10 protein-coding genes are annotated in these 16,853 nt (G+C 53.7%); all 10 read left to right on the plus strand.

Features of this window, described 5'->3' with window-relative positions; translation table 11 throughout:
* The first annotated feature begins 25 nt into the window (after positions 1-25).
* The 10 genes from VMF88_01965 (at position 26) to VMF88_02010 (ending at position 16,677) form a co-directional block, all read left to right on the plus strand.
* The gene (locus VMF88_01965) at positions 26-1,597 is read left to right on the plus strand and encodes a histidine kinase (GenBank protein HTY09813.1); all 1,572 of its coding nucleotides are present in this window, start codon (positions 26-28) and stop codon (positions 1,595-1,597) included.
* On the plus strand, positions 1,587-2,276 hold the full coding sequence (locus VMF88_01970; GenBank protein HTY09814.1) for a response regulator transcription factor: 690 nt from the start codon (positions 1,587-1,589) through the stop codon (positions 2,274-2,276). The genes VMF88_01965 and VMF88_01970 overlap by 11 nt, the downstream gene beginning before the upstream one ends.
* A gap of 266 nt (positions 2,277-2,542) precedes the next feature.
* On the plus strand, positions 2,543-4,192 hold the full coding sequence (locus tag VMF88_01975; protein ID HTY09815.1) for an ATP-binding protein: 1,650 nt from the start codon (positions 2,543-2,545) through the stop codon (positions 4,190-4,192).
* Positions 4,185-5,600 (plus strand): sigma-54 dependent transcriptional regulator, encoded by a 1,416-nt coding sequence (locus VMF88_01980; protein HTY09816.1) that lies wholly within the window; start codon positions 4,185-4,187, stop codon positions 5,598-5,600. Before VMF88_01975 ends, VMF88_01980 begins: the two co-directional genes overlap by 8 nt.
* Before the next feature lie 120 nt (positions 5,601-5,720).
* Positions 5,721-8,246, plus strand: coding sequence for a PAS domain S-box protein (locus tag VMF88_01985; protein ID HTY09817.1), 2,526 nt, complete (start codon positions 5,721-5,723; stop codon positions 8,244-8,246).
* Entirely contained in the window at positions 8,243-8,683 is a 441-nt protein-coding gene (locus VMF88_01990; protein ID HTY09818.1) for a response regulator, read from the plus strand. The genes VMF88_01985 and VMF88_01990 overlap by 4 nt, the downstream gene beginning before the upstream one ends.
* A gap of 8 nt (positions 8,684-8,691) precedes the next feature.
* Complete coding sequence (locus VMF88_01995) at positions 8,692-11,382, plus strand: PAS domain S-box protein (GenBank protein HTY09819.1); 2,691 nt, start codon at positions 8,692-8,694, stop codon at positions 11,380-11,382.
* 103 nt (positions 11,383-11,485) lie between these two features.
* A complete protein-coding gene (locus VMF88_02000; protein ID HTY09820.1) occupies positions 11,486-15,874 on the plus strand; it encodes a PAS domain S-box protein in 4,389 nt (1,462 codons plus the stop codon).
* A gap of 272 nt (positions 15,875-16,146) precedes the next feature.
* Entirely contained in the window at positions 16,147-16,416 is a 270-nt protein-coding gene (locus tag VMF88_02005; protein HTY09821.1) for a hypothetical protein, read from the plus strand.
* 48 nt (positions 16,417-16,464) lie between these two features.
* The gene (locus tag VMF88_02010) at positions 16,465-16,677 is read left to right on the plus strand and encodes a hypothetical protein (protein ID HTY09822.1); all 213 of its coding nucleotides are present in this window, start codon (positions 16,465-16,467) and stop codon (positions 16,675-16,677) included.
* Positions 16,678-16,853: the final 176 nt, after the last annotated feature.

Consider the following 16,853-nt stretch of genomic DNA (forward strand, 5'->3'; position numbering starts at 1 on the left):
TGTCACTTATCGTGCCGGAGGCGAGATGGATGGAGAAGTGCACAGCCCGGCGGGGGGCTTTATGAAACCGAATATCACGCTGGAAGACGGCGGGCATCCTCAGATCATGACCGATGCCGACCAGAAGATAGTGGATGTCAACGATCGCTTCCTTTTCTTGAGCGGGTATGGGCGCGGCGAATTGAGGGGAATTCTTTTAACGGACCTGCTCCATTCGGAAGACCGGGATAAATTTGCTGAGCACTGGCACCTCCTTGCGCAGACCGGGACCTCCGCTGTCGCCGCGCGGCTTCGGACGAAGAGCGAATTTACATTGCACGCCCGGTTTCAATCGGAGCTCGTGAAGCCCGGAGAGTTTCGGACGACCATGATCGGCACCGCAGGCGAACATTATCCTGCCGCCGAGCTTGGACGCAAGAATAGGTTTGCCCTGGCTTTGTACGAGATCGGCCGCCAGATGACCTCCAGCTTTGACGTTGAGGAGGTCTTGAAACTGGTCGTCAAGAACACGGCGTGGCTGCTGGAAAGCCATTTTGTCGCTGTCGCCCTGCTGGACAGCAAAACGTCGAGGATTGAATACCGTGAAAAGATCGGCGATCGGACGGATGTTACCCCCTCAGTTGCAGCCGGCAAAGACCGCGGACTCGCAGGAAGAGTGATCGCTTCGCAAGCCCCGTTTATTATAGAGAAATTTCCGGAGAGACCTTTTGTTCAGCCGAAGGAATTTCCGCTGGTCGAAGCTGAATCGCTTGTCTCAGCTTTCGGCGTTCCAATCACGAACAAGGAGAGGAAGTTTGGCGCGCTTGTTGTCGGTTACCGGAACTTCCGCGAGATCCCGGAGGAGGATGTACAGCTCGTCTCGAACCTCGCTAATCAGACCGCACTCGCGCTGGAAAATGCGATGCTCTATCAGGAAAGCGTAAAATATTCGAAAACGATGGCCGCACTCTCTTCGCGCTTGACGATGATCCAGGAGGAAGAGCGGCGGAGAATCACGCGTGAATTGCACGACGGCATCGGCCAGGCCCTCACCGGCCTGCGTTTCAACCTTGATGCGTTGGTGAGGCAGGCTTCGATCACCGATCCTGATGCGGTCGAGCAGGTTGCGGTCATGAAACAGGTGATCGACGAGTCGCTGAACACGATTCGCCAAATCGCTTTCGACCTTCGTCCTCCGATTCTTGACGACCTTGGGTTGGTGTCGGCGCTGAGAATCTATCTGGACCGTTTTCAAGAGCGCACAAAGATCCTTCTTACGCTCTCGTGCCCCGATGACCTCAAGCGGTTCGACCCCAAGGTCGAGGCCACGATCTACCGCATCATTCAGGAAGCGCTGACCAACGTGGCAAAGCACTCCGGCGCCAAAAATGCGAAAGTTGAGATTGAGAAACCCGAGGCGACGCTTCATGTGATGATCTCCGACGACGGCAAGGGGTTCGATCAAAATGCGGCTGGGGAATCGGGACTCTGGCCGACCGGACTCGGCATCGTGAATATGCGGGACCGTGTCGAAGGGCTCCGGGGAAAGTTCAGGCTCGCGAGTGAAAAAGGGAAGGGAACATCCATCCATATCGAAGTTCCTTTGAATGGCCGATAAGAAAAAAATCAGGATCGTCGTCGCCGATGATCATGTCATCGTCAGGAGGGGCATCGTCTCCCTCATTTCGCTCAACCCGGATTTCGAGGTTGTAGGCGAGGCGGCAAACGGCAAGATCGCCGTCGAGCTCGCGCTCGCAAAGGAGCCCGACGTTGTGTTGATGGATATCAGCATGCCCGAATTGAGCGGACTGGATGCAACCCGGCTTATCAAGAAAAAGCTCCCCGACCTGAAGATCCTCGTTCTTTCCGCGTACGACAACGAAGAATACGTTTCTCAAATCCTCCAAACCGGGGCCAATGGTTACCTCCTTAAGAATGTCGCCCCGGACGATCTCTATGCGGCGATCAAAGCCGTTGCGGAGGGGCTTGCCTTCTTCAGCCCGTCGATTTCTAAAATCATGCTGGATGGGTATCTCAAGCGGACCGCTCAAGCACCGCCAGCCGGACCGGATGAAATCATCCCTTCCTATGCCGGACCGTTGACGACGCGCGAAAGAGAGATCCTCCAGTTGATCGCTGAAGGAAGGTCGCACCAGCAAATCGGAGAGCTCTTGTATATCAGCATACGCACGGTAGACACCCATCGCAATAACATCATGAAAAAGCTCGACTTACACGATACCGCAAGTCTTGTAACGTACGCTATCAAACATGGAATAGCCGTCATCCCCAAGTAGTTCTTTCGCCGCTTCCAACCGGTTCCTTCCAAAGCTCATCGCCACTGTGGACACGCCTGCTCTCGCCCCACAGAAACTTATCCACACCTACGCATCACACCGATCCACCTAAGAAACGACGCAATTTCTACGCGGTATAACTTAATAAAAAAATACACGATGGCGCGGATTGCATTCATATGGCTAATGCTGTAACGTTGCATACCGTTGTTCAGCCATTTGCACAATAGCGGCATCAGACGATTCACTAAAACACAGAGCATCCAATGTCGACATCTCCAAGTGCCAGTATTCCGGTAGAGAAACAGCCAAGCGCATTGACAATTCTCGTCGTCGACGACGTCGAAGAAAACCTTGAGCTGCTGCAGGATTTGTTCACCGAAAGCGGATACAATGTCATCGCCGCCCGCAGCGGCGTCGAGGCGTTTGAGGTGTTCAACCGCGAAACGGTCCATCTCATCATCGCCGATGCGATGATGCCGCGGATGGACGGGTTTCAGCTTTGCAGGAAGGTGAAAGAAAATCCCAAGAACGCCAAGACCCCTTTCATTATTTACACGGGGAACTATGTCGATGAGGAGGATCAGGAATTGGCCCGCAACGTCGGCGTGGATCGGTACGTGATGAAATATGCAGGCCTGGGTTCCTTGATCGAAGCGGTCCGCGATGTCACCCTCCAGAATTACGGCATTCAGCCGGAACAGGTTCCGGAAAGCTCGGCGTCGATCGACGATCAATCGTTTCTCGAGAAGCACCACACGCTCGTGACGAAAAAACTCGAAGAAAAGATGAAAGAGCTTGAGATGTACGCCGCCACCCTCGCCCGGAAAAACCGGGAATTGCAGGTATCCGAGCTCCGCTACCGCGCGCTGTTCGAGAATGCAAGCGTCGCGATCTTTGTCGTTGACAGCAAAACAGAGTCGATCGTTGACGTCAACAACCAGGGGATCGCGCTGCTCGGGTACTCAAAGGATGAACTGCTCGGCCTTCCCTCGCTCCCGTTCATTGAAGGCGATCCCTTCAACGCTTCGCTCTCTCAGAGCAAAGACATCGTCGCACAGGAAGCGGCGATGAAGACAAAGGACGGCGATTCGATTGACGTCGACGTGAGCGCGGGATCGGTCTCGGTATTGAATGATTCACGAGTCATGTTATTCGTCCGAGACATTACCGAACAGAAAAAGATCCGGAACTCGCTAATGCAAATGGAGAAAATGTCGCTCATGGGACGATTGGCCGCCGGCATCGCCCACGAGATCCGCAACCCGTTGGCAGGGGTGACTCTTAACCTCCAGTATCTTCAAAGGAAAATCGATAAGACATCCCCCGATTTTGAATCGATCGCCGCTGCGCTCGAAGGAGCAGAACGAATCCAGCATGTCATCGAAGATACTCTCGGCCTTGCCAGGGTGACCCCGCCGTCGCTCCAGCAGCACTCGATCAACGCCATCATCGCCCGCTCGCTGCATTTTGTCTCTCTGGCGCTTCAGCAAAAAGCGATTGCCCTCACGACCTCCTTCGATGAAAACGTTCCCGATGTGATGGTGGACCAAAAACAGATTCAGCAGGTAATGCTGAACATTCTGCAGAACGCGATCGACGCAACGCCGCCGAACGGAGCGATATCGGTCTCGACGAAAACTGGAGAAATGCATGCAGGAGAAGCGGCTCTGCCCTGCGTCGAGACGACCATCCAGGATTCCGGCGTCGGGATTCCGGTCGAAATGAAAGCAGTGCTGTTCGAGCCGTTCCGTACGACAAAATCCGGAGGGACCGGGCTCGGCCTGGCATTATCAAAGTACATCATCGGACGTCATCACGGCGACATCGCGCTCGAGTCGCCGTCCGAGGGGGGAACACTGGTTCGCATTATTTTACCATCACAGCCAACAAGCAACGGAGCGTGGAATGGATAAAGGCAGAATCTTAGTCGCAGACGATGAAAGGTCGTTGACAGTTTCGGTGAAGAACGTTCTCGCCGATGCTGGATATTCGGTTGGAGTGAGCTCCAACAGGGATGAGTTCCTCGCGCAGCTCTCCTCGTTCAACCCGGATGTCATTTTGCTCGACATCTATCTCGGGGCGGCAAACGGTATCCAGATCCTTAAACAGATCAAGTTCGACGGATGGAAGGCCCCGGTGATCATGATGACGGCACACTCCGACGTTTCGCTGGCGGTGCAGGCGATGAAGGAAGGGGCGGCGGACTTTGTCGTGAAACCCTTCGACCTCAACCACCTTATCGTTCTCATCGAGAAGAATCTCGAGTTCGCTCACCTCGAAAGCCGAGTTTCCATGCTGCAGGAGGAGCTTGAAAAGCAGCGGTCGCGGAGCGGCATCATCGGCAGCAGCGCCGCCCTCCGGCGCGTCCTCGAAGTGACGGAAAAGCTCGCCTCTGGGGAAAGTACGACGGTGCTTATCGAAGGAGAGAGCGGAACGGGAAAGGAGCTTCTCGCGCGGTTCATCCATCAGAAGAGCGCGGTCCGCAGCAACCAGCCTTTCATCGCCCTTAACTGCGCCGCGATTCCCAAAGACCTCGCGGAGAGCGAATTTTTCGGCTACGAAAAAGGAGCTTTCACCGGCGCTACGGAAAGGATGAAGCAGGGGAAATTTGAAATGGCGAACGGAGGAACGATCCTGCTTGACGAGGTCGGCGAGTTGTCGCTTGACATGCAGGTGAAGCTCCTCAGGGTTCTCGAGGAACGGAAGTTCTATCGCCTCGGAGGAACAAGGGAAATTTCAGTCGACGTCCGGGTCATCGCCGCATCGAACAGAAATCTTGCCAACGAGGTCGAGGCTGGCAGATTCCGGGGAGACCTCTTCTACCGGTTGAATGTTGCCGTCGTGAAGATCCCGCCCTTGCGCGAACGAAAAGAGGACATTGAAGCCTTGACCTACGCATTCGTCCAGGAATTCGCACGAAAATTCAACAAACAGGTTCCTCAGATCGATCCCGATGTCAAGGAGGTACTTCTCAGGCTTCCGTGGAAAGGCAACGTGCGGGAACTGAGAAACGCCATCGAACGCATCGTTCTGCTCAACGACACCCCCGTGATCACGAGGAACGAAATTGCCTTTCTTTCGGGGGACGAGGGGAAGGGGGATGGATCGGCGCGGCCTGAGAACGGTGAATTCATATTGAAAGTACCCGCGAAGGGGATCGGCATGTCCGAGGTGCTTAAAGATCTTATCCTCAAGACTCTTGAGATCACGGACGGCAATCAGGTGCAGGCGGCGAAGGTCTTGGGGATCACTCGTTCGAAGCTCCGGTACAAAATGGACCAGCTTAAGATCAAATCGGGGCAGCGGGTTTATTCGGCATAAGAGGGCATTACAGCGGCATCCTTCAAGGTCGAAGGAAGAATTTTTGCACTACGACAAACGGTGATGGAGCGTCACGGAAATAACAGAGGCGAAAAGTCCGCGGGTATTGTTGCAGCGGCTATGGGATTTTTCCAAAGGGGATGGGAAGTCATCCGATCGCTCCCGCTCACAATAACTATTTTACTGCTTACCATTGTCGTCGGGATCGTCGCTGCAGCGCTCGTCTATTATCGTTATCAGGAGGCTTGGAATATCCGTGAACACCAATCGGAGCTCTCTTCGATCGCAGACCTCAAAGTCGGTCAGATTGTACGATGGCGTCTTGAACGCGAAGGGGACGGCCTTATCATTGCCCACAACAGCGCATTCGCCGTTCAGGCGAAGGCCTTCTTCGACGACGAGCGCTCAGCCGGAGAGATCCTTCAGTGGGTGAAGATCATGTGTACGCACAATGACTATTCAGGTGCCGGCCTTTATGACAGCACCGGCAGGCTTCGGTTGTCATACGGCATGTTTGGGAAAAAGGTGGGGAAGGAGGACCATGAACTGATTGATGAATCCTTAACGAAGAAAGAGGTCGTGCTATCCGATCTCCATCTCGAAGAAAATTCGGGACAGCCTGCTGCCGATCTTGTGGTCCCCTTGCTCATGGGGGATTCGGCCGGTGGACGGCCGGTAGGATCATATCTCTTCCATATAGATCCCCGGGCGTATCTTTTTCCGCTGGTCCGGTCATGGCCGTCGGAAAGCCGAACTTCAGAATCGCTGCTGATCCGCAGGGAAGGGGACGAAGTGGTTTATCTTAACGAACTCCGTCATCTGCGAGGGCCTGCGATGCAGTTGAGGAAGCCCGCGTCGGCAAAAGAACTCACCGCTGCCCTTGCGGTGAACGGCGCCGAAGGGGCCGTTTCCGGAATCGACTATCGGGGCGTCAACGTCATCGCTGCCGTAAAAAAAGTTCCCGGTACTTCCTGGTACTTCATTGCTAAAGTAGACCGGGATGAGGTCGACGAAATTCTCCGCCAACAAGGATTGATGGATTCGCTGGTCGGCGTCCTTTTCATCCTCGCGACCCTTGCGATCGCAGGCTTCTGGTGGAGACATCAGCGGGTCCGCTTTTTCCGGTCCCAATTGTCGGCGGAACAAGAGCGGCGCGCACTCGTCCAGCATTTCGAGTATCTCGTCCGATTCGCAAACGACATTATCATTCTCGCCGACAAAGACCTCAAGATCGTAGAGGCAAATAACAAGGCGATGGAGGTCTATGGCTACCTGCGAGAAGAGCTGATCGGATCGAACCTGGCGACGTTGGAAGCGGCCGAGCGAGCAGACCAGTTTTCAGAACAACTGAGGTTTCTCAATTTATTTCTCGGCGCCACGTACGAATCGATGCATCAGAAGAAAGACGGAACCACGTTTCCCGTCGAAGTGAGCGCCCGTGTCATCACCATTGAGGGGACGGTCTATTATCAGACCATCTCGCGCGATATCACTGAACGAAAAAGGGCTGAAGCGGAATTACGGGAAAGAGAATACTGGATACAGGAATCGCAGCGCGTTGGGCACATCGGCTCGTATGCATTTGATTTCCGAAAAGATTCTTGGACAAGTTCCGGCGTTCTTGACAGCATCTTCGGCATCGGACCTAAGGATGACAGGACCATTAACGGTTGGTTGAATATTGTTCATCCCGATGAAAGAGAGGAAATGCTCCGGTATTTTACCAACGAGGTGATTCGTGCGGCAAAGCCCTTCGATAAGGAATACCGGATCGTGCGGAGAAACGACGGAGCCGTCCGCTGGGTTTGGGGGCGCGGGGAACTGAGCTTCGACACAAGCGGCGTGCTGACAGCTATGGTTGGAACGATACAGGATATTACGGATCGCAAGGAAGCCGAGGCGGAAATCCGCAGCCTTAACGCCGAGCTCGAGCGAAGAGTGCGCGACCGGACCTCTGAACTGGAAAGCGCTAACCGGGAGCTCGAGGCATTTTCGTATTCCGTCTCTCACGACCTCCGCGCCCCTCTGCGCGGCATCGACGGATGGAGCCTCGCTTTGGCCGAGGATTATGGGCCCGCGCTCGACGCGAAGGCAAATGAATATGTCGTACGGATTCGCAACGAGGCGCAGCGCATGGGAGCGCTCATCGACGACCTCCTGCAGCTATCGAAGGTGACCCGGGCCGATATTTCTTTAACGCGGTTGAATATTTCCGCCCTCGTCCGGACGGTCGCCGCGCGGTTACAAGAGTTTCACCGTACGCGTTCGATCGAGTTCAGCATAGAAGATGGATTGCTGGTGGACGGGGATGCGCATCTTCTTGAGATCGCCATGACCAATCTTCTTGATAACGCCTGTAAGTTTACCGGACACCGCTCGGAGGCGAAAGTGGAATTCGGGAAAAGAGATATGGACGGGAGGCGCGTATATTACGTCAAGGACAACGGCGTAGGATTTGACATGGCCTATGCCCAAAAAATGTTCGGCGCCTTCCAGCGGATGCATAAGAATTCTGAGTTTCCGGGGACCGGCGTTGGCCTCGCGACGGTCCAGAGGATCATCCGGCGCCACCGGGGCGAGATCTGGGCCGAAGCGGCCGTTGGAAACGGGGCGACGTTCTTCTTCACCTTACAGGAACCGGCATGAACACAAGAACAATTCTGCTCGTGGAAGACAATCCAAGCGACGTCGAACTGACAAAGCGTGCGTTCGAAAAAGGAAGGATCACCAACACCTTGGTCGTCGCCGAGGACGGCCAGGATGCCCTTGACTATCTCTTCTGTGAAAGAAAATACAAGCAGCGCATGTCAACGGAAATGCCCGCGTTGATCCTCTTAGACCTTAAATTACCGAAGGTCGACGGGCTCGAAGTGCTTCGGCGCTTACGGCATGCCGAGAAGACGCACCGTCTCCCGATCGTCATGCTCACTTCTTCCAAAGAAGAGCGCGATCTCGCAACAAGCTACGATCTGGGAGTCAACAGTTATATCACCAAGCCCGTCGATTTTTCTCAGTTCGCCGATGCGGTAAAGAGCCTCGGCCTATACTGGCTTGTCATCAACGAACCGCCACCAATCGTTTGAGGTCTCTCATGGACAACACACTTCGAATACTCATGGTTGAGGATTCTGAGAACGATGCAGCGCTCATCGTGCGTCAGCTCGAGAAAGCGAATTTTACGGTCGATGTCAAAAGAGTCGAGACGCGTTCACAGATGGAGGCGTCTCTTGTTGGCGAAAAATGGGATCTGATTTTGTCCGATTACACGATGCCTCAGTTCAATGCGTTCGAAGCTTTGCAGGTGGTCCAACGGGCAGAACTGGACATCCCGTTCGTTGTCGTCTCCGGGACGCTGGATGAAGAAACGGCCGTGGAAATTATGAGGCTCGGTGCGCACGACTATCTGATGAAAGACAAACTGGCGCGGCTTGCCCAGATCGTGAAACGGGAGATCGACGACGCCCGGCTCCGCAGAGAGCGAAGGTTGACGGAGAGGGCATTGAGGGAAAGCGAGGCGCGGCTCACCACGCTCATCAACACTGCCCGCGATGTAATATTCACGATGACTCCTGACGGAATATTTACTTCCCTGAACCCTTCGTTCGAAACGTTCACAGGCTGGCCGACCGCCGAGTGGGTCGGAAGGTCGTTCGAAGAGCTGCTCGTGGCGGAGGACGTTCCCAAAGCGCTCGACCGACTGCACAGGATTGTCAAGGGGGAACCGAACATCGTCACTGAATTGCGCATTACAACAAAGGATCGCGGCGCGACCCATGCAGAGCTTATCGTCACGAGGCATCTGCAGAACGGAGAGTTGATAGAGCTCCTCGGCATTGCGCGCGACGTCACCGAGCGGAGGGAGGCCGAAGTGAGGCTGCGCAGGAACGAAGCGCTCCTCTCCGATGCAATGAGGATCGCAAAACTTGCCCCGTGGGAATACGACATCGCCCGCGATATGTATACCTTCAACGACCATTTCTACGAGGTTTTTCACACGACCGCAGAGGAAGCAGGGGGCTACACGATGCCTTCGTCCGAATATGTCCGCCGCTTTGTCCACCCCGATGATGCGCCGTTCGTACTGCGCGAAATTGCAAAAGCAAGCAAATCACCCGAAGATCAGACGAATCATCATCTCGAACATCGCATGCTGTACGCCGACGGAGGCGTTGGCTACCTTGAGGCGAGCATTTTCATCGTGAAAGACGAACAGGGAAGGACCATCCGCCGATACGGAGTCAATCAAGACATCACCCAAAGAAAAAAGGCCGAGGAGCAGCTTCGTCAGAGCGAAGAGCGGTATCGCCAGTTTTTTGAGGACGACCTCACCGGAGACTTTATCAGCACCGTTGAAGGAAAAATTCTCTCGTGCAATCCGGCCTTTGCGCGTATCTACGGTTTTGATTCGGTCGAAGATGTCCTGAACACGAATGCGGAGTCGTTTTATTTGTCCCGCGAAGACAGGGAGAATTTCATCGATCTCCTTCGTAAAAAGCGAAAGCTTGAGTACCACGAGGAGACGGCCCGGAGAAAAGACGGAAAAATGATCTATCTCGTTTCGAACGAAATCGGGATCTTCGACGAAAACGACGAATTGGTTCAGATCAAAGGGTACATGTTCGACGACACGGAACGGCGGCTGCTCGAAGAGCAGCTGCGTCAGTCTCAAAAGATGGAGAGCATCGGCACGCTGGCCGGAGGGATTGCTCACGATTTTAACAACATTCTCAACAATATTCTTGGATTTGTCATGCAATTGAAGAAGTATGCCCACGACCCCGTGAAGGTCGCAAAATATACCGAAACAATCGAAAAATCCGCCACGCGCGGGGCCGAATTGTCCTCGCACCTCCTCTCGGTTTCAAGGAGGAAAAAACGCGAAGACTCGGAATTTGATGTCGGACCGCTCATCGGCGAGATCACAAATCTCTGTTCCGAGACATTCCCTCGGACCATCACGGTGAAGAAGATTCTGGGGGAGGATCTTCTCCATCTGAAAGGAGACCGAGGATCGTTGTATCAAGTCCTGTTGAACTTGACAGTGAACGCCCGCGATGCCATGCCGAGCGGCGGGACGCTGACCATCGCAGCCCGTACGTGCACAGTGGGAGAAGAGGTCAATCCCCGGCTTCTTCCGCCGGACGTCGTTCGATGCGTCGAGGTGACGGTCTCCGACACCGGCATCGGGATGTCGGAAGCGGTCCGGGAGAAGATTTTTGACCCGTTCTTCACGACAAAAGAGCAGGGGAAAGGGACCGGTCTGGGATTGTCGATCGTCTACAATATTGTGAAAGAACATCATGGCGCAATCCTCGTCGAGAGCGCAGAAAGAGAAGGGACAACATTCAAGGTCTACCTCCCTTCTCTTGAACCCGCCGCGAATGTGTCGGATGCTGTTCCATCGGAGGGACACGGCGAGCTTATTCTTCTCGTCGATGACGAAGAGATGATGCAGGAGCTTGGGAGGGAATTGCTCGAGGACAACGGCTATAAAGTCCTTGTCGCGAAAGACGGCGTTGAAGCCGTGGAGATGTACCAACAACGGGGGAGCGAAATCTCTCTCGTCATTCTGGACCTTGTCATGCCCCGCATGGACGGCGGACAAACCTACATGGAGCTGAAAAAAATGAACAACGGCGTTAAGGCGTTTTTCTGTTCCGGATTTACGTCGGATAAAGTTATTACTCAGCTGTTGGAAGAAGAGCATTTGCAGGCGATAAAAAAACCTTTCCATCCGACGGAATTCATCAGAATGGTTCAAACTACCTTGCACAGTAACTAAAATATCCTACAACGGAACCTCTGACGTATCTCGAGGAGCTGGAAGAATCACCGAGCGCTGATGGGGGAGTGATCTCGTGGTCCTGGGATGAGGAAATAAGAAGATGGATACCACCATAAAGTTCCGCCCCGGCTCTTACCGCAGTTTTCGCAAGTACTCTATTTTCCGGTACACCTTGATGTATGTGGTCTTTTCCTGTCTTTGGATAGGATTTTCCGACCGCGTGCTCTTCTGGACCGTCTCAACCCCCAGTCTCATCACTCTTCTCTCTACGGTGAAGGGTTTCCTTTTCGTCGCCGTGACCGCTCTGTTATGGCACAGCCTGATGGCCCATAACGCAAAGAGAATTTCGAACTCTCAATCGGCGTACAGGGCACTCTTCGACTCCAGCCCCATTCCGATCGTCGTGAGTTCGTACTCGAACGGAAAAACCGTCGATGCCAACGACAGTTTCATCCGTTTGAGCGGCTACAGCCGAGAGGAACTTATCGGCCGCACGGCCTCTGAACTCGGAATCTATCCCGATGATGAAAATAGCGACGCTCTGCTGAAGAAACTGAACACTGAGGGAAGGGTGCATTCGGCAAGCGGCCTCTTCCGAACCAAATCGGGAGAGACGAGGAACATCCTCCGCTGGCTCGAGCTCGTTTCATTGGATGAGAATGAGTATGTTCACGCGTTGGCAATTGATGTCACCGAGAAGCTTCGTGCTGAAAGGGAATTGAGAGAAAGTGAACAGCGTTTCGCAACGGTCTTTAACGCTAACCCAATTTGTATGAGCCTGACGAGGATGGCGGACAGAAAATTCTTCGACGTCAATCAAGAATTCCTTTCGTTATTGGAGTACGAACGCGAAGAGGTGTTGGGGAGCGATCCGCTGGCGCTGAAAATGTGGGTTGACGAGGGGGACAGAGCCAACATGGTCCACAACCTTGTCACCAACGGAAGGGCAGATCGCTTTGAATCTCGATTTCGGACTAAGAACGGCAGCATAAAAGACGTCAGAGTTATCGCAGAGTTGATCGAGGTGGCGGGAGAAAAATATATCCTGGGGCTTTCAGAAGATGTCACGGCGCGGAAACAAGCGGATGAGAACGTTCGCCTCAGTGAAGAGAGGTTCCGCAAACTCTTTGAAGAGTCCCCGATCGGGATCGCCTTCCTTGGCCAGGAACGCGAGATCTTTCTGACCAACCAGCGCTACAGGGATTTTCTCGGTTACACTGAAGCGGAGATTCGGAGCCTCGGACCAAAGGGCCTGCTCCACCCGGACGATTGGGAGCCGTCCCTTGCAATGAGCGATCGGTTGCGAAACGGAAGCATCCCCCTCTTCCATCTGGAGCAGCGCTATGTCCGGAAAGACGGGGCAGTTGTTTGGTCGGACACACACATCACGCCGGTCAGGGATAAGAATGGAACCATAATTCATACGATCGGATGGGTTCAGGACATCACAGATAAGAAGCGATGGTTGGAAACATTGGCGGCGAGTGAAACCAAGCTTCGCGCCATCCTTGACAACTCAAGCGAAGCGATCGGAGTCCACGTGAACGGCGTATGGGAAGAGTGCAATGCCGCCGCTATCCGGTTGTTCGGAGTTTCTTCGCCGAAGGAGTTGATCGGACAATCCATTCTCGGTGTTATCGCACCGGAAGAACGCTCGCGAATCGACGAATTTGTCAGGAGCCGTGGAGGCATGGCTGATGCGCCAACATCGTACATCACGAGAGGCTTGAAAGCGGACGGGTCCATGTTTGATATGGAAGTTTCCCTGGCGACATATGTCCTGGACGGACGTCAGCAGGTTCTTGTTGTGCTGAGGGACGTCACCGAGCGGAAGCAGGCGGAAGAAAGGCTCCGAGAAAGCGAAGAACGATTCCGCCAACTGGCGGATGCCGCGGTGGAGGGCATCGGATTCTCTGAGAACGGCGTTTTTGTGAACGGCAACCGGCGTCTTGCCGAGATGCTGGGTTATGACCTGGAAGAGATGATTGGGCTCCCCGTGAGCGGATTCATTGCTCCAGAGGATCGTCCCCTGGTCATGAAGCATATCCGCGACAATTATGTGGGGCAATACGAGCACTCGCTGTTGCGGAAGGACGGATCGACCCTCCCGGTAGATTCGCACGCACGCACAATGAAGTTGAAAGGGAAAATGGTTCGTGTCTCCGTTCTCCTCGACATCAACGAACGGAAGCGCAAAGAGCAAGAGCTTTCCGATGCGCTCGAGAGATATCGCCTCCTCTTTGAAATGTCGCCGGACGCGATCAGCCAGTTTGATAATGATCTTAACGTCGTGAGGATGAATCCTGCCGCGGTCCATCTGTTCGGATTTCACTCCGAAGCCGAAAGCGTAGGACGCAACTCGCTCGACTACGTCGAGCCCGCCGATCTGGAGGACGTGATGGGGACGGTGAGAACAGTTTTTGATAAGGGGAGTATCCAGAATGTACGCCATCGCCTGCGCCGAACCGACGGAACGTCGTTCCCGTCTGAGATGAGCGGATCGCTCCTCAGGGGGCCAGGAGGTTATCCCGCAGGAGTGATAGTGGTTATCCGGGATATTTCCAAACAAATCAATAGCGAACAGCTTCTCCGTGAAAGCAACGAAAAATTCGAAAAAATATTTCAGGCTGCCCCCCTGATGGTCAGCCTTTCGTCCGTTGAAGAGGGGAGATTTTTGGAAGTCAATGAAACTGCGGTCAGACTCTGCGGATTCAGCCGCGATGAGGTCATAGGCAAAAGCTCAACCGAGATCGGTCTGATCTCTCAAATGGATAGGGATCGTATTGCGCGGGTACTGAGGGAAAATGGCACGGTCGATGATATCCAACTTGTTCTGCATCGGAAAGACGGTACGGCATTCTTCTGCAGCTATGGAGCGAGAATTGTCAGCGTGGGCGGGAAAGACTGTCTCCTCTCGGTCTCGCAAGACATCACGGACAAGATGGAAGCAGAGGAGAGATTGAGGACACTCTCGAGAGCGGTCGAGCAAAGCCCAGCATCCGTTGTCATCACGGACATCAACGGCGTTATCGAATACGTCAACCCCAAGTTTACCGAGGTGACCCAATACAATCTCGATGAAGCGGTAGGACGCCGTCCAAGCATTCTAAAGACGGGTGCGACTCCACAGGCAGAGTACGCGGCTTTATGGAAAACGATTTTGTCCGGAGAGGTGTGGCAAGGGGAATTCTGTAATCGGAAAAAGAATGGGGATCTCTACTGGGAATCGGCGTCGATCTCCCCGATCGTAGACAAAGAAGGGAACATTGTTCACTTCGTCGCGGTCAAGGAGGACATTACAGACAAGAAGAAAGCCGAAGCGCGGCGGGCCGAGCTTGAACAGCAGTTATTTCAGGCGCAAAAAATGGAGGGCATCGGTACCTTGGCGTCAGGCATTGCCCACGATTTCAATAATATTCTCAACACCATCGTAGGGAGCGCCAGCCTTATCGAGGAACGTCCGGATCAGGTCGAAAAGGTCCGGCAACGGATCTCGCGCGTTCTGAAATCGGCCGAACGGGGTACGCAGGTCGTCAAACAGCTGATGACGTTGGCGCGCAAAACGGCGCTCCAGCGCAAAACGACTGACATGAACGAGATGCTTGAAGAATTGGCCCGGCTCATTGATGAAACCTTCCCTGAAACCATTGAAATACGGCTGAACCTCGCTCCGTCTCTCCCTCTCATTAACGTGGACGCCAACCAAATTCACCAAGTTGTTTTGAACCTCTGCTCTAATGCCCGCGATGCCATGCCGAAAGGGGGAGAGCTGCGGCTCGAAACGAAGATGGTTCTTGGAGCTGACTTGCGTTTGAGACACCCGGAAGCGGAAGCTCACCGCTACTTGGAACTCATCGTCAGTGATACGGGAGAAGGAATTGAGGAATCAGTCCTGAAGCGGATCTTCGACCCGTTTTTCACGACGAAAGATATCGGCAAGGGGACCGGCCTCGGGCTCTCCGTGGCGCATGCGATCATCGAAAGCCATCGCGGGTTGATCGAGGTAGATTCGTGTGTCGGCGTCGGCTCGGAATTCAGAATATTTTTGCCTGGAATGGACGGCCCCGGATTCGCGTTGCCAACGGCCGACCAAGGGCTTGACAATGTGACCGGAGGGAATGAAACGATCCTGTTCATTGACGATGACGAAAATATTCGCGACATGTCTGTGGAATTCCTGCAGGATAAAGGGTATACAGTCATCACCGCCGTGAACGGAGTCGAAGGCGTTGAGCAGTATTCAGCCCATCTCGGCGACATCGCTCTCGTGTTGTCCGACTTCGGCCTGCCTAAAATCAACGGAGAAGAGGTCTATCGCCGCGTGAGAGCGATCAGCCCGTCGGTACCGTTTATTCTACTGACCGGCTTGATCGAGCCGGAGAAAAGATCCGAATTGATGGCGCTCGGAATTCATGATGTCATCGAGAAGCCCTATAAGCCTGCAGACGTTCTGCTGAAGATCAGAGAAGTCTTGGACAGCGGGATGTAATTCTCTACGCTGGATTTTTTTCCGGTAAGGAGTCAAAGCAGCATAACAATCCTCTCTTCGCGATTTGCAGGTTTTTTTCGTTGCACTATTGGACATGTGGCTAATAACCGCCAGCCTGCCCCCCCCTTTATTCCATTTCCCCTCTTCGATATCGCTAAAAACTCTAAGGATTTCGTAAGTATTTCACTTTCGGCCCATTATTCCCAGCTGGCACGCGCTTTGAATTCTTGCATTGCAGCGACAAAAGAATCATGATTCGCGGCTAATGGACAATGAGAACAAGCAAGAAGACAGTTGACCGGTCATCAAGCGCCGGGGTGTTCAAACAGTGCACGATGTGCGGCAAAAAATGGTCCACGAAGGACGCTTTTCTGGATGATAGTGAGATCCGATTGAACGGATACCAGTGGAACAAGAAGAGGCTTCGCGCAGGAGAGAATCTCGCAGGCTTATTGATTTTCACGCATGCGAAAGAAGAATGCTTTACGACGTTGGGAATAGAGGCAAGAAAATTCAAAGTTTCTTCCCGCACTGATGAATGACGAGCACTCAACTCATGTTGTCCGACGACATATTACAAGGAGGTTACGATGCAATCTGAAGAGGTGGTTTCGGAATTTGTGCTGACGGTGGACGGCCGCGAGCAATGTCCTGAATGCGGGCATCTATGGACAGACGAAGGGACGGCTCATTACCATGACTGCCGTTATTTCTTCGTTGAAGGCGACAGTGAAGAGGACGAATATTTCTTCGAAGGATCGCCCGATGACGCACACATGCCCGTAATGAAAACTGCAGCATAGGCCAAGTGTGCAAGCACCGACGTCTTCTGCGGAGCGAGCCTCGTGGACGGGAAGTTTGGGCCCAGTGATGATTCCTGTTCGGCCGATTGTTTCTCTTCTCGGCTCCCTCAGCGTTTGAAATGGCTTCTTGCGGAGCTGCTGCTGCGGTGGAGCCCCGATGAAAGCAAGTGCTGCTC

It is taken from the genome of Bacteroidota bacterium (assembly GCA_035506275.1).
In the GTDB taxonomy this organism is placed as follows: domain Bacteria; phylum Bacteroidota; class Ignavibacteria; order UBA10030; family UBA8401; genus JAGVPT01.